This window comes from Undibacterium sp. Xuan67W, from assembly GCF_049340165.1.
Lineage (GTDB): Bacteria > Pseudomonadota > Gammaproteobacteria > Burkholderiales > Burkholderiaceae_D > Undibacterium.
This window is the reverse complement of sequence record NZ_JBMPPN010000009.1, coordinates 76,840-90,779: the sequence shown is the minus strand read 5'-3', so window position 1 is coordinate 90,779 and position 13,940 is coordinate 76,840. Positions and strand designations below refer to the sequence as shown.

Sequence of the window (13,940 nt, the reverse complement as noted above, 5' to 3'; positions counted from 1 at the left end):
CCTAATCAACACCCTTGCCTGCGGACGCACACCACAAGGTGAACCATTGTTCGCGCGTCAGATGAATGCTAGTCGCCTGCGCTGCCTCTTTGATTGCAGCAATACGTCCAGAGCCGGTGAGTACCACGGGTCTGGAGGGATGCTGCAATATCCAGGCAATCGCGGCAGTCGACGGCGATACGTGCAACTGCTCTGCAACGGATTGCAAAGCCTGACGTACGCGTACACCGCGCTCACTTTCATCGCCAAATAAGCGACCGCCCGCCAGCGCAGACCAGATCATCGGTGCAATGCCGAGACGCTGACACTGATCGAGTGTGCCGTCGTGCAAAGGCGGCAAATGCATCAGGGACAGTTCCACTTGATTCGTCACAAGCGGGAAACGGGACGCTAATAATTCAAACTGCGACGGGGTAAAATTCGACACACCAAAATGCCTGACCTTGCCGCTCTTTTGCAAATAATGGAAAGCTTCTGCCATTTCATCTGCATGCATTAAAGGATCGGGGCGATGTATCAGCAACAAATCCAGTGTATCAATCTGCATCTGGCGCAAAGAATTTTCTGCAGATGAAATGATATGCGTACGACTGGTATCGTAATGCTGCATATGATGCTCAGGCCGCTGACCTGACACCAATTTAATACCGCATTTGCTGACGATTTCTATCTTATTACGCAGATGCGGTGCGATCGCCAGCGCTTCGCCAAACAGCCGTTCGCACTGGTAATTGCCATAGATATCCGCATGATCCGTCGTGGTGATACCCAACTCCAGTGACTGCTCAATCAGGGTCACGCGCTGCTGCGGCGACATATTCCAGTCAACCAGACGCCATAAACCCAGTGCAATGCGCGAGAATTGGGGACCGCCGAGAGAAATACTAATCCGTTGCATGTCGTTATCTCTAAAAATATGAATAAAATCCAAGCGCCGTATCATTCCGACAGCCTGGATCACTCTGTCGTTTGGCTATGTCGTTAAACCATCTGCCGTGAACATCTTCCTCAAACCACGTAATGCCTGCCGTATCCGTGCCTCATTTTCAATCAGAGCAAAGCGCACATACTCATCGCCATATTCACCAAAACCGATGCCGGGCGAAACACACAGGCGTGCTTTTTCCAATACCTGCTTGGCGAATTCCAAGGAACCAAGCTGACGATACTGTTCAGGGATATGCGCCCAGATATACATCGAGGCTTTTGGTGTATCGACCATCCAGCCCAGCTCATGCAAGCCCTTCACCAGCACATCACGACGGCGCTGATACTTATCGCGAATCTCGTTCACGCAGGTCTGATCGCCCTCCAGAGCAGCAATCGCAGCGACTTGCACTGGCGTAAAACTACCATAATCATGATAGCTCTTGATACGTGCCAGAGCAGCAACCAGTTCTTTGTTCCCGACCATGAAGCCAATGCGCCAGCCAGCCATGTTGTAGCTCTTAGACAGCGTAAAAAATTCAACTGCCACGTCACGCGCACCCGGCACCTGCATGATGGATGGCGCTTTCCAGCCATCAAATACGATGTCTGCATAAGCGAGATCGTGAACCACTAAAATATTATGTTCTTTCGCCAGCTTAACTACACGTTCAAAGAATTCCAGCTCGACACATTGCGCCGTCGGATTCGATGGAAAACCGAAGATCATCATCTTCGGCTTAGGGTAACTTTCACGTATCGCCCGCTCCAGTTCCGCAAAAAAATCGACACCCGGACTCATGCGTATAGAACGGATATCCGCACCGGCAATGACCGCGCCATAAATATGAATCGGGTAGCTGGGATTCGGTACGAGTACCGTATCGCCTTTATCCAGCGTCGCCAGCATGAGGTGGGCGAGCCCTTCCTTAGAACCTATCGTGACGATCGCTTCTGAATCAGGATTCAAATCGACGTCATAGCGCGCCTTGTACCAGTGCGCAATCGCACGACGTAAGCGGGGTATGCCTTTGGATGCGGAATAGCCATGCGTATCAGGCCGCTGCGCTACTTCAACCAGTTTGGCAACAATGTGCGCTGGCGTAGCACCATCGGGGTTACCCATCGACATATCGATAATATCTTCGCCACGACGACGCGCAGCCATCTTGAGCTCGGCAGTGATATTAAAGACGTAAGGGGGAAGACGATTGATACGGGAAAAGGAATAACCCCGTCCCGGCGGAGTAGCTGTATTTGTCATGATCTCAATTGTACGTAAGCGCCCGGATCCGTCCGAGCGACGTTGAAGCGATCGCTTCGATACAAATCATAACCAGCGAGATCGATTCCTGCAATGATTTTATGCAGGGTACAAAGCGCCTAAGATACGATGTGCCTTTGCTCCGGTCACGTCAGGCAAATTCCCTGGCAAACCCAGTATAAACTGCTGCGCCAGCCAGGCAAATGCGAGCGCCTCAACATGATGTGGTGAAACACCCAACTCGTCCGTTGTAGCAAGTGCAGCTGACGACTTGCGCAGCTGTAGTTGCGCTGCGATACGCTGCATTAAATATCGGTTATACGCACCGCCACCGCAGATATAAACGCTGCTGACATCCGGCGCATACGTCAGGATCGCATCGGCCAAGGTCTGCGCAGTGAGCTCGCATAAAGTTGCCTGTACATCGACCGCCGGTACCTCAGGGAATGCATGTAATTTTGCATTCATCCATTCCATCCGGAACAGATCACGGCCAGTGCTTTTCGGTGGCATCTGACGCAAAAAATCCTCATCACATAAGACGGCAAGCAAGGTCTCATGTACCTGTCCCTGGCTAGCCCAGTCACCATGGGCGTCATAGGTTTTTGCCTGATGCTGTGCGATCCAGGCGTCCATCAGAACATTACCCGGGCCGGTATCAAAACCTGTGGTTGAACCATCCGCATGCAGGATACTAATATTGCTAATACCACCGATATTGGCAACCACACGACAATGACCGGAGAGCCCAAAAATAGCCCGATGAAACGCCGGTACCAGCGGTGCACCCTGCCCTCCTGCGGCAACATCACGGCTACGAAAATCTGCAATCACATCAACCCCGCTCAACTCGGCGAGTAAGGCGGGATTATTCGTCTGCCGCGTGTAGCCTAATTCTGGACGATGCCGTATGGTCTGACCATGCACACCGATTGCACGTACAGGCACCGATTTAGTTACTGATTCAGTTGCTGCATCAGCTACAAGATTGAACACAATCGGATCGACTGAGAGTTGCTGCTGCAAGTCAGCAACACAGGCCGCGTAGCGTTCTACCAGAGCATTGGCAACCATTGCCTCGCGATGAATTTCGTTTTCACCGGATTGCTGCAAGGCCATCACGTCGGCTCGCAGCGTATCGGAAAACGGTACATAAGAACTTGCCAGCAAGCGCATCGCAGAGTGTTCTCCCGTCGCTGGCAAAATGACCGCAACGCCATCCACACCATCCAGGCTGGTGCCCGACATCAGGCCGATATATAGATTGTTGACTGCGCTGTCTAATTTATTCATTGCTGGCATCTGAAATAGGATTTACGCAACATTGTCCCGGTGCGGCGTAACGACCAAGACCGCAACTTTAGGACAGCTAGAAGCTGGGTGGTTTCGCGTAATTCCGTGAAAAAGAAAAAGGCCGAACATGCAGTTCGGCCCTGTATTGTAATCGCACTGTCACCGCAGACACACTATCTGGATGCGAGCTTCATGGTTTCCGCCATGCGTTCAGGACGTAATAAAGCGAAACGATGGGACATCTCATCGGCCACCGTTTTAAACCGTGGCAAATCCGCTCCTGCCAGCGGTGGAGCGCTCGGTACGCTGATCGACATAGGATCACGTGCCTCATTATTGACGCGGAACTCGTAGTGTAAATGTGGCCCGGTTGACCAGCCTGTCGTACCGACATAACCGATCACTTCGCCCTGCACTACCTTGCTGCCTTTGTGAATACCCGGTGCAAAGCGGCTCATGTGTGCGTAGGCTGTACTGTAGTTATTCCAGTGTTTAATCACAACCAGATTACCGTAGCCACCGCTTGGCCCTGCCGTATCGACAACACCATCACCAGAAGCACGGATAGGCGTGCCCGTCACTGCCGCAAAGTCCACACCTTTGTGCGCTTTCCATTGACCAGAAATCGGATGTACGCGCATCGAGAATCCCGATGAGACGCGAGTGAATTCCAATGGCGATTTCAGAAAGGCTTTTTTCAGTGACTTACCGTCAAAGCTATAGTAGCCACCACTGCTGGGGGACTCGTCAAACCAGACGGATTGAAATATTTTACCGGCATTGCTGAACTCACCGGCCAAGACGCGGCCAGTTTTAACGAACTCGCCGTTTTGCCAGAAAGTTTCGTACACCACATTAAAATGATCGCCGCGTTGCAGATAGCGAAAATCAACGTTCGTTTCAAACATGCTGACGATCTGGGTCGCAATATTGTCCGGAATCTGCGCATCATCCGTCGCAGCGAACAAAGAAGAACGGATATCGCCGGAACGCATCTCCACGCGCTTTTCCAGCTTTGCATTCGTGTCGGACGCAATCAATTTGCCGTTCGCATCGCGGGTGACCGTGATACTGCGCGCTGGCTTGTCATTGTTATCCAGCAAAGTCGCCTGCAGCCACTCCAGTTCGCCCTCGTCGTTCGTCTGGGCTCGCACAGATTTACCGGCGCGCAATTGCATCAGACTACGGGCCGTCGCATCGGATTTCATGAAATCACTGGCTTCGCTGTCATCAACACGGAGACGCAATAACAAGGCGCTCAAGGTATCGCCGCGCAAGACTTTTTCTTCGCGAATGAAATGCTGCTCGTGCTCTTCCAGAGCGGCGATCTGCTCATCGAGCTTAGGCAAAGCGAGTTGTTGGGTAATCTTCTTGACTGGCAGATCAGAGGCGTCAGGTGCCATCGGTGCCACACCAACTGCACCAAAAGCGCACACGGCAAAAAACAATCCGCATACCGAGACGATACGTGACGTGCGCGTGGTGCCGAACAACAGCCTGCTGCCAGAAGTTAAATGATGGAATTTATCTGATAGACGCATGCAATAAGTTAAAATTAACTGTTTTTACCGACAAAATTCTGAGTAACAGTGTTTTGTCGAAGTGATTAATCATTAAATAATTGTTGCTCATTTAGATGTTCACTTAGTTGCTCATTGAATGTGAATCAACATGTGAGCCATCTCTAGCGAAACACAATTATTTATTTGCTATTTTTTAGCTATTTCTGTGTGTATTACTGAATTCTAATGCGCTGAAAAGATCGCGTGATTATATAGCAAAACCCTGATAATACCTTAGCGAAACCTTTTAAACGAAACGCCGATTATGGGCTTGCAGTAATCATTCGACTAGCAGTGTTACAAAAAATCGATGTATTAAAAATCAACATGACTTCTACACAAACTAACCCCAACAATCTCAAATCTACTCCGGTCGCTCTGCCTTTATCCGATGCGGTACAACATGCGCTGGCAGTAACTAAACGCGGGGTCGATGAACTCCTGATCGAATCTGAATTCGCCCAGAAACTCGCTCGCAGCGAACAATCTGGCAAGCCTCTGCGCATCAAGCTCGGTCTCGATCCGACTGCACCAGATTTGCACCTTGGCCACACGGTTGTCTTGAACAAGATGCGTCAGTTGCAAGATCTGGGCCATAACGTGATTTTTTTGATCGGTGACTTTACCTCCATGATCGGCGATCCATCAGGGCGTAATGCAACTCGTCCGCCGCTAACGCGCGAACAGATTGAAGAAAACGCACAAACCTATTTCAAACAAGCGAGTCTGGTACTCGATCCGGCAAAAACCGAGATCCGCTACAACTCAGAATGGTGCGATCCGCTTGGTGCGCGCGGCATGATTCAGCTGTCATCAAAATACACCGTCGCACGCATGATGGAACGCGATGATTTCACCAAGCGTTTTAAAGCAGGAACGCCGATCTCTATTCATGAATTCTTGTATCCCTTAATGCAAGGCTACGATTCCGTTGCGCTGCATTCGGATCTGGAGCTGGGTGGAACAGATCAAAAATTCAACCTCCTGGTTGGCCGCGAATTACAAAAAGATTATGGACAAGAGCCGCAATGTATCTTGACCATGCCTTTGTTGGAAGGTCTGGACGGTGTCGAAAAAATGTCCAAATCCAAGAACAACTACATCGCTATTACCGAACCGGCCAACACCATGTTCGCCAAAATAATGAGTATCTCCGATACCATGATGTGGCGTTATTACGAGCTGCTGTCGTTCTGCTCTCTGGAACAAATTGCCTCCTATAAAAAAGCCGTCGCAGAAGGTCAGAATCCGCGCGATATCAAGGTCGCCATTGCACAAGAAATCGTGACACGCTTCCATTCCCGGCAAGCGGCAGAAGATGCACTGGCCGATTTCGTCAATCGCTCAAAAGGCGGGATTCCCGACGACGTGCCAGAGATCAGCCTGAGTGGCGCACCTATCGCTATCGCGCAGTTACTGAAGCAAGCGAATCTCTGCCCTTCTACCTCTGATGCGATGCGGATGATCGATCAGGGTGGCGTGCGTCTGGATGGTGCCGTTATCAGTGATAAGGCAGTGAAAATTGAAGCAGGCACCTTTGTATTGCAAGTCGGCAAGCGTAAATTCGCCAAAATCACCTTGTCTGCATGATCGCCTTATTGCAGCGAGTCACAGAAGCTAAAGTCGTCGTCGATGGCCATACCATTGGCGCGATTGATGCGGGTCTGCTGGTACTGTTGTGCGCGGAACGCGGCGACAGCGAAAGTCAAGCCGATGCTTTGCTCAAAAAACTGCTCGCATACCGGGTCTTCTCCGACGATGCAGGCAAGATGAATCGCAGCCTGACGGATACCAAGGGCGGCTTGTTGCTGGTACCGCAATCCACTCTGGCAGCCGACACGAACTCCGGCACCCGTCCTTCATTCACACCAGCCGCACCACCCGATGAAGCGAAACGCCTCTTCGATTATGTGGTGCAGCACGCAGCGTCAAAACATGAGCATGTTGCGACCGGTCAATTTGGCGCCGATATGAAAGTCTCGCTGACCAACGATGGTCCAGTCACGTTCTGGCTCACCAGTAAGCCCACCCTGTAAAAGTCTATGACCGAAATTCTCTTAATCCGCCATGGCGAAACCGCCTGGAACGCCGTGCGCCGCCTGCAAGGACATCTCGATATTCCACTGAATGCCGAAGGCACACGTCAGGCTAAAGCACTGGCCTGGGCATTGCAAAATGAAAAGCTCGATGCCATCGTCTCCAGCGATTTACAACGAGCCGTTCAGACCGCCGGTGAGATCGCCAGACTACAAGGACTGAGCACACGCATTGATGCTGGTTTGCGTGAGCGCTGCTTCGGCGGATTTGAAGGTGTTCTGTATAGCGAGATTCCACATCAGTTCCCGGAAGCATATGCGACCTGGCAATCGCGCGATCCGGATGCAGCGTTTCCGCCAGGCGAGAATCAGGGTGAAACCATACGCCAGTTTCATGAGCGCGCCATCACGCACATTCTGCATTACGGCAAACAATTTGAAGGCAAAAAAATCGCCCTCGTTGCGCACGGTGGTGTACTCGAATGCGCCTATCGCGCCGCCAAGAATCTGCCATTGAACGCCCCCCGCGACGTCACCATCTACAACGCCAGCATCAATCGTTTTCGTTACGACAGCACGTTAGCAAACGGGCTGGAATTATTGTCCTGGGGCGACATCGCGCATCTGGACGCGGATGCGATCGATGAAATTAATCAGAGTATGTCCAAATAATTGGAAAAGTATTTTTAAATTCGTTTTTTAAATCATTTTGAAATCATTTTAAAAACGAATACCGCAGCATTCATGAGGCTTGCGAGGCAAAAACACGCCAGAGAGCGCATGAACACTGCGGAATGGTGTTGAAATTAAAAAACATCGCAATCAGCGTGTAACCTCATGCATGTAATACCCCCTTGGAATTCACACTATTACCGCCATCTAGCAGTTTGACCACCACCATATTGCGCTAAGAACGTACCAATCAGCCGCCCCTCCGGACATCAGCGCACCTGCAAGTAAACACTGGCGAAGGCAATTCATGGGCTTAGATCTTCTCAATTTAAAACAGGCTTCCAGCGATTTTGAGCAATCCATGGAACGTCTGATCGAGCGAAATGTAGCGCCGCTGATGGATCGTTCGATACAGCAAGTCAGTACCGAACTCTCGCAAGTGATCCAGCAAGCCGGTGCGAAAATTGATCGCAATATTGCAGCGCTGTCAGACGAAATTCATAATCAGCGCAGCATGACCAAGGATGACATCAAAGCCTTGATTGATTACTCGACTGAACAGATAGGCGCAGCGCTTGATCAGCGGATTCTGGCGATCAAGCATGAGACCTCAACACTGATCAATGAAAAAATCGACATGCTGAAATGCGAACTCGAAGATGCTGCCGTGACGAGTCGCAAAACCATGTATGTGAATGTCGCGATCTCTATCAGCGCAGCGATTGCCATGGCGATCATCGGCCTGATCTATAAGAAAATCTCGCTTGGCGAGCTCAATTTACTTAATGTATTCCGGGTCACGTTATTGTCATGCGCCACGTTCACTTTTGTGTTGTCGGCAATGAAGGGATGGCAGCGCTGGCGCGGCATGAAGCAAAGTAAAAAAGGCGTTGCAACGATCGCCATTTCCTATTTTGGCGTATTGCGGCCAAACGGCGCGGTTGGATTATTTTTGTTAAGTCTGGCCTTATTGGCCGGATGGCTGGCGATGTATCATTTTGTGACTTGAGCTGAGCGACGGACACTTAAGATAAGCTGAAAGATGATGCGGACGTTTCCGATGCAGAACTTCTAAAAACCCTTAAATCGATATTTTATGGAGCAGCTTACTTCTAATGCTGTTCAGTTTAACCAAGCCCTTCGCTTCATCATTGCCAAAAAACGCTGGATCCCTGCCTGCGCAGGGGTGAAGATTTTAGGCTTGGGCCGTACCTGAACGGCATTACCGCTTACTCCTGTTTTTCTCTGTGTCTCTGTGGTGAGAGGACTTGGTTTTTACGTCAGTTCTAGAGAGGTGATTTTTTATTTGGCAGTTTTTAGAGATTCCCAATGAAGAGTCCGCAATGCTGATGCGGCTTACCAGACGTTTTCGCCCGGTAAGCCGCATTTTACCTAGGCGTGACATCACGAAATCTATCACTACCGGTTAAGTTATTTCAATTAAGTTATTTCAATTAAGTTGCTTCAGATTAAGTAACTTCAAAAACTTCCTGCAATCCTTTCAGTCAGCACACAATCTAATGCGACGTCATGCAACTCCGCAGCAAATGTCGCCTGCGCCAGCGCATAGGCGACGCCCAGCGTTTTTGGGCGCGGCAGAAGCGCCAGAGTTCTGTCATAAAACCCACCGCCATATCCAAGCCGGTAATTCGCAGAGTTAAATCCTACGCAGGGAATCAACAAGGCCTCAGGCTGGCTCAGTTTCTCTCGTTGTGCCGGTACCGGAATCCCGTAATCGTCCTGCACCATGAGGTCTCCGGGTGTCCAACTCAGGAACTGTAAGGGCTTGTCTTTGCCAAGCACCATTGGCAAAGCAAGCTGTACCTGCATCTGGTGTAAGCGGGCATAACAGTCGCGCAGATCAGGTTCGGCCTGAATGGGCCAGAATACGCCGAGACTGCTGATCTGGTACCGTTGACACCAGGCAATCACTTGCTGCCCCAATTGATGATCCCATTGCGCCCGCTCTTCGGCACTGCTGGCGCGACGCGCATCAAGCAATTGCTTGCGCAATATACTGCGACTGATTGGGGTACCGGATTTTCCGCTGTTTTGCGGACTCAGGCTTGCTTGCTGGAAGGGCTGTGTCATACTGTCAAAAACATCATGATGGAAGCGGTAGAAAATGTGGTCTATGAAGAGAATTGCCGGTCGCAGCACACAGTCCGGACAAGAATTTGCACGAAGATACGTCCTGCCAGTCAGCCTTTGCATGGTAGCAGTTTTATCCTTGCAGACTAATGCGCTAGCGGCAAAAAGCAACAAGAGTTTTGTGAATGACGATGATCGCTTTATGGCGTTGCGCGATGCGGCCATGCATGATGATGCGGGCCAGGCAGAACTCCATGCAGCAGCGCTGAAAAATTTTGACATCCCCTCTTATGTCGACTATTACCGTCTCAAGACCCGGCTCCGCACTGCCTCTGCCAGCGAATTTCAGACTTTTTTAACGCAGTATGAAGGCAGCGCCATCGCCGACCGCCTGCGCAATGACTGGTTGCTAATCCTCGGTCAACGTGGCGAATGGGATACGTTTGATGTCCAGTATCCGCAATTCCTTGTCGCTGACGATACTCAGCTCAAATGCTATGCCTTGCTGTCCAAAGCCGTCAAACAGCAAAAAGTCGCCGATGCGGCACGCGCGCTGGTCACCGCACCACGCGATTACGGTGCCGGTTGCTATTCGCTGGTGACCTATCTGTCGGAACATGGCCAGTTCAGTGAAGCTGACCTGTGGGCACAAATGCGTATCGCTGCCGAGAACGGTGCATTACCGCTGGCGCAAAGGCTGGCGAAGCTGTTAGATATCGCCGAGAAACAAGTCGTAGCAGCCATCGACAAGCCGACCACTTTACTCAAAAAATCACCGGAAGCTGGTAAAGCAGCGCATGAGCTTTACCTGATCGCGCTCGGTCGTCTGGCCAAGACCGATCCCGATGAGGCGGCAGATACCTTATCGCGCTACAGTGGCAAATTCAGCGATACTGAAAAAGCACAAGGATGGGCGCATATTGCACTGCAAGCCTCGCTCAAATTACAGCCTGAAGCGCTCGGTTACTGGCAACGTGCCGACGGCGCAAATCTATCTCTGGAAGGCTATCAGTGGCGGGTCAGGACAGCCTTGCGCGAAGGTGAGTGGAAGCTGGTAAAAAGTGCGATTGCCGCCATGCCTGCAAGCTTAAAAAATGAACCGACCTGGGTCTATTGGTATGCGCGGGCACTGAAGAATGAAGGTAAGAACGAAGAAGCACAGACGATGTTTGCCAGCATCGCTGATCAGTTGCATTTTTATGGTCAGCTGGCGCTGGAAGAACGTGGTCAGAAAATTGGCGTTCCTATCACAGTCAAACCTGTCACCGCCGATGAACTGGCACCGATGGAGAAGAACCCCGGGCTGCTACGGGCATTGCGGTTTTATGCCATGAATTTGCGCTTCGAAGGCACCCGCGAATGGAATTGGGAACTGCGCAAAATGAATGAGCGTCAGCATATTGCGGCGGCAGAATTAGCACGCCAGAACAATCTGCTCGACCGTATGGTGAATACCTCAGACCGCACCAAGGCGGAGATGGATTTTAGCCAGCGCTATCCGACGCCGTTTAATGACAGTATGTATAAAACGACGCAGGCACTGGGACTCGACATGGCGTGGGTCTATGGTCTGATCCGGCAAGAGTCACGCTTTATCATGACAGCGAAATCGCATGTCGGCGCCTCTGGTCTGATGCAGATCATGCCGGCAACTGCGCGTTATGTTGCGAAGAAAATCGGCCTCGGCAATTTCGTACCAGACCAGGTTAATGATATCGACACCAATATCGCGCTCGGCACCAATTATCTAAATATGGTGCTGACAGATCTGGGTGGCTCGCAGGCCCTCGCGTCTGCCGCTTACAACGCGGGCCCCGGACGACCACGCGCCTGGCGCGCATCGCTGACGCGTCCGGTTGAAGGAGCCATTTTCGCAGAAACGATTCCGTTTGCCGAAACCCGCGGCTACGTCAAAAATGTACTGTCTAACGCAACCTATTACGCGGCATTATTCGAGAAAAAACCCCAATCGCTGAGAGCCCGTCTGGGTACAGTAATTCCCAAAGGAATGTCAGCGACGGATTCCGATTTACCTTAAGGTCTTTATGCAAGATACTGAATTAGAAACAACGCTCGCCGCCATCTTTTCTGGCGACAAAAAACCCTCACTGCAATTGGTGATCGGGAATAAAAATTACTCCTCATGGTCCATGCGCCCATGGGTCGTACTGAAAGCGTTTGGTATTCCGTTTGAGGAAATCCGTATCCTGTTAGACAAGCCAAATACGACCTCACAGATTTCTGAATACTCGCTGGCGGGACGTGTTCCGGTTTTACTCGCGAACGAAATTACTGTCTGGGATTCTTTAGCGATTTGTGAATTTTTAGCAGAACAATTTCCATTACAAAATCTATGGCCCGAAGACGTTGCGGCCAGAGCGATTGCACGCAGCATCTGCGCTGAAATGCATTCTGGTTTTGCAGCCTTGCGTTTTGATATGCCGATGAATATCCGGGCAGAACTGCACGGTAAAGGCCGCACGATAGGCTCCCAGGCAGACATCGGACGTATCAGCGAAATTTGGGAAGACTGCCTGTCAGGTTATGGTGCGCATCAGTTTTTGTTTGGCGATTTTTCGATTGCTGATGCGTATTTTGCGCCAGTTGTAATGCGCTTTCGCACCTATGGGGTGTCGCTGGCACCGGCGTTGCAAGCCTATGTCGAGCGCGTAACCGCGCATCCGGCGGTGGCTGAATGGATACGCGATGCCGAAGCCGAAACCGACGAAATGCCCGGCCATGATGCGCGTCCGGCGGTCTGACTACTAGCGCCATACAAACCTAAGAATGAAAATCTATATTGTGGGCGGTGCGGTACGGGATCGTTTGCTCGGTCTGCCGGTACAGGATCGTGATTATGTTGTCGTCGGCGCCAGTCCGGAAAGCATGCTTGCACTGGGCTACACGCCAGTGGGTAAAGATTTTCCGGTATTTCTGCACCCTAAAACACATGAAGAATATGCGCTGGCCCGGACTGAGCGCAAGACTGCGGCGGGTTACAAGGGATTTGTATTCCATACCGATGCCGGAGTGAGCTTGGAACAGGATCTGATCCGCCGTGACCTGAGTATTAACGCGATGGCACAGGATGAGGATGGCAGTATCGTCGATCCGTTTGGCGGACAGCGTGATTTACAGGCGAAAGTGTTTCGTCATGTCTCGGCGGCTTTCACCGAAGACCCGGTCCGTATCCTGCGCGTTGCACGTTTTGCCGCACGTTTTTCGATTGAGCCGCATGCCTTCACCGTGGCAGACGAAACCAATCAATTGATGCAAGAAATGGTACATGCCGGAGAAGTCGATGCGCTGGTGCCGGAACGGGTCTGGCAGGAGCTGGCGCGCGGGTTGATGGAAGCACGGCCGTCCCGCATGTTTGAGGTCTTGCGTGATTGCGGCGCACTGGCGCGTCTGCTACCGGAATTAAACGTTTTGTGGGGCGTGCCTCAACCGCCTAAACATCATCCGGAAATCGATACCGGCGTACACGTCATGATGGTCGTCGATTACGCAGCACAGCAAGGCTACTCGCTGGCAGTGCGCTTTGCCGCTCTGATGCATGATCTGGGAAAAGGCGCGACCCCGGCTGCGGCCTGGCCTAGCCATCATGGGCACGAGCAACTCGGTGTCGATCTGGTTGATGCGCTCTGTCAGCGCTTAAAAATACCGAATGACTGCCGCGATCTCGCCATCATGACCGCACGCGATCACGGCAACATTGGCCGTGCGCTGGAATTACGACCACATACCGTCGTAGCACTGCTGGAACGCAGCGATGCATTCCGCAAGCCGCAACGGTTTTTAGAATTATTACAAGCTGCTCAATCCGATTGCTTTGGTCGTGCGAATTTACCGGACGTAAAATTTCCGCAGGCAGACTATCTGGCTCAGGCGCTGCAAGCAGCCCAGCAAGTGCAGGCAGGCGAAATTGCACAACGTTTCCCCGGACAGCCGCAACAGATAGGCGCGGCCGTCCATCAGGCCCGCGTAGAAGCCGTCCGTAGTTTTAAGCGGCACTACGAACTTGCCCATCAATAATCAATAAGCGCTTTGATACCTCAACATGCGTCAGAACGACGTCTCCTTGCCGCATGCGGA

General features: G+C 51.4%; 12 protein-coding genes. 7 read left to right on the top strand and 5 right to left on the bottom strand.

Translation table 11 applies throughout. The annotated features are described in order from the left end of the window. Window position 1: 1 nt before the first annotated feature. The 4 genes from ACO0LE_RS10245 to ACO0LE_RS10230 all read right to left on the bottom strand — a co-directional run bounded on the left by ACO0LE_RS10245 (window position 2) and on the right by ACO0LE_RS10230 (window position 5,025). Window positions 2-898 (bottom strand): aldo/keto reductase, encoded by an 897-nt coding sequence (locus tag ACO0LE_RS10245; protein ID WP_422960270.1) that lies wholly within the window; start codon window positions 896-898, stop codon window positions 2-4. 75 nt (window positions 899-973) lie between these two features. Then, window positions 974-2,191, bottom strand: a complete 1,218-nt coding sequence (alaC, locus tag ACO0LE_RS10240) for an alanine transaminase (protein ID WP_422960269.1) — start codon at window positions 2,189-2,191, stop codon at window positions 974-976. A 99-nt stretch (window positions 2,192-2,290) separates the two neighbouring features. After that, on the bottom strand, window positions 2,291-3,484 hold the full coding sequence (locus tag ACO0LE_RS10235) for an anhydro-N-acetylmuramic acid kinase (RefSeq protein WP_422960268.1): 1,194 nt from the start codon (window positions 3,482-3,484) through the stop codon (window positions 2,291-2,293). A gap of 173 nt (window positions 3,485-3,657) precedes the next feature. After that, window positions 3,658-5,025, bottom strand: a complete 1,368-nt coding sequence (locus ACO0LE_RS10230; protein ID WP_422960267.1) for a peptidoglycan DD-metalloendopeptidase family protein — start codon at window positions 5,023-5,025, stop codon at window positions 3,658-3,660. Between the two features lie 348 nt (window positions 5,026-5,373). On the opposite strand from ACO0LE_RS10230, the gene tyrS reads away from it, so the two are divergent. The 4 genes from tyrS (at window position 5,374) to ACO0LE_RS10210 (ending at window position 8,763) form a co-directional block, all read left to right on the top strand. Next, on the top strand, window positions 5,374-6,636 hold the full coding sequence (gene tyrS / locus ACO0LE_RS10225; RefSeq protein ID WP_422960266.1) for a tyrosine--tRNA ligase: 1,263 nt from the start codon (window positions 5,374-5,376) through the stop codon (window positions 6,634-6,636). After that, a complete protein-coding gene (dtd, locus tag ACO0LE_RS10220) occupies window positions 6,633-7,082 on the top strand; it encodes a D-aminoacyl-tRNA deacylase (protein ID WP_422960265.1) in 450 nt (149 codons plus the stop codon). The genes tyrS and dtd overlap by 4 nt, the downstream gene beginning before the upstream one ends. A gap of 6 nt (window positions 7,083-7,088) precedes the next feature. Continuing rightward, on the top strand, window positions 7,089-7,754 hold the full coding sequence (locus ACO0LE_RS10215) for a histidine phosphatase family protein (RefSeq protein ID WP_422960263.1): 666 nt from the start codon (window positions 7,089-7,091) through the stop codon (window positions 7,752-7,754). A 361-nt stretch (window positions 7,755-8,115) separates the two neighbouring features. Beyond that, window positions 8,116-8,763 (top strand): hypothetical protein, encoded by a 648-nt coding sequence (locus ACO0LE_RS10210; RefSeq protein ID WP_422960262.1) that lies wholly within the window; start codon window positions 8,116-8,118, stop codon window positions 8,761-8,763. Window positions 8,764-9,233: 470 nt separating this feature from the next. Here ACO0LE_RS10210 and ACO0LE_RS10205 read toward each other — a convergent pair whose 3' ends face one another. Beyond that, window positions 9,234-9,845, bottom strand: a complete 612-nt coding sequence (locus ACO0LE_RS10205; protein ID WP_422960261.1) for a 5-formyltetrahydrofolate cyclo-ligase — start codon at window positions 9,843-9,845, stop codon at window positions 9,234-9,236. 121 nt (window positions 9,846-9,966) lie between these two features. Between ACO0LE_RS10205 and ACO0LE_RS10200 the strand changes: the two genes are divergently transcribed. From ACO0LE_RS10200 to ACO0LE_RS10190, 3 genes are read left to right on the top strand one after another with little or no spacing between them, the layout of a single operon-like run. Next, window positions 9,967-11,883 carry a transglycosylase SLT domain-containing protein gene (locus tag ACO0LE_RS10200; protein ID WP_422960260.1) on the top strand — a complete coding sequence of 639 codons (1,917 nt, stop codon included), beginning with the start codon at window positions 9,967-9,969 and terminating at the stop codon, window positions 11,881-11,883. Between the two features lie 7 nt (window positions 11,884-11,890). Further along, window positions 11,891-12,607: a glutathione S-transferase family protein gene (locus ACO0LE_RS10195; RefSeq protein ID WP_422960259.1), complete on the top strand. Its 717-nt coding sequence runs from the start codon at window positions 11,891-11,893 to the stop codon at window positions 12,605-12,607. Between the two features lie 25 nt (window positions 12,608-12,632). Beyond that, window positions 12,633-13,880, top strand: coding sequence for a multifunctional CCA addition/repair protein (locus ACO0LE_RS10190; RefSeq protein ID WP_422960258.1), 1,248 nt, complete (start codon window positions 12,633-12,635; stop codon window positions 13,878-13,880). Window positions 13,881-13,940: the final 60 nt, after the last annotated feature.

Coding starts and splice junctions, on each gene's coding strand:
- ACO0LE_RS10245 (WP_422960270.1), bottom strand. CDS start 898: ATGCAACGGATTAGTATTTCTCTCGGCGGTCCCCAATTCTCGCGCATT.
- alaC (WP_422960269.1), bottom strand. CDS start 2,191: ATGACAAATACAGCTACTCCGCCGGGACGGGGTTATTCCTTTTCCCGT.
- ACO0LE_RS10235 (WP_422960268.1), bottom strand. CDS start 3,484: ATGAATAAATTAGACAGCGCAGTCAACAATCTATATATCGGCCTGATG.
- ACO0LE_RS10230 (WP_422960267.1), bottom strand. CDS start 5,025: ATGCGTCTATCAGATAAATTCCATCATTTAACTTCTGGCAGCAGGCTG.
- tyrS (WP_422960266.1), top strand. CDS start 5,374: ATGACTTCTACACAAACTAACCCCAACAATCTCAAATCTACTCCGGTC.
- dtd (WP_422960265.1), top strand. CDS start 6,633: ATGATCGCCTTATTGCAGCGAGTCACAGAAGCTAAAGTCGTCGTCGAT.
- ACO0LE_RS10215 (WP_422960263.1), top strand. CDS start 7,089: ATGACCGAAATTCTCTTAATCCGCCATGGCGAAACCGCCTGGAACGCC.
- ACO0LE_RS10210 (WP_422960262.1), top strand. CDS start 8,116: ATGGAACGTCTGATCGAGCGAAATGTAGCGCCGCTGATGGATCGTTCG.
- ACO0LE_RS10205 (WP_422960261.1), bottom strand. CDS start 9,845: ATGACACAGCCCTTCCAGCAAGCAAGCCTGAGTCCGCAAAACAGCGGA.
- ACO0LE_RS10200 (WP_422960260.1), top strand. CDS start 9,967: ATGGTAGCAGTTTTATCCTTGCAGACTAATGCGCTAGCGGCAAAAAGC.
- ACO0LE_RS10195 (WP_422960259.1), top strand. CDS start 11,891: ATGCAAGATACTGAATTAGAAACAACGCTCGCCGCCATCTTTTCTGGC.
- ACO0LE_RS10190 (WP_422960258.1), top strand. CDS start 12,633: ATGAAAATCTATATTGTGGGCGGTGCGGTACGGGATCGTTTGCTCGGT.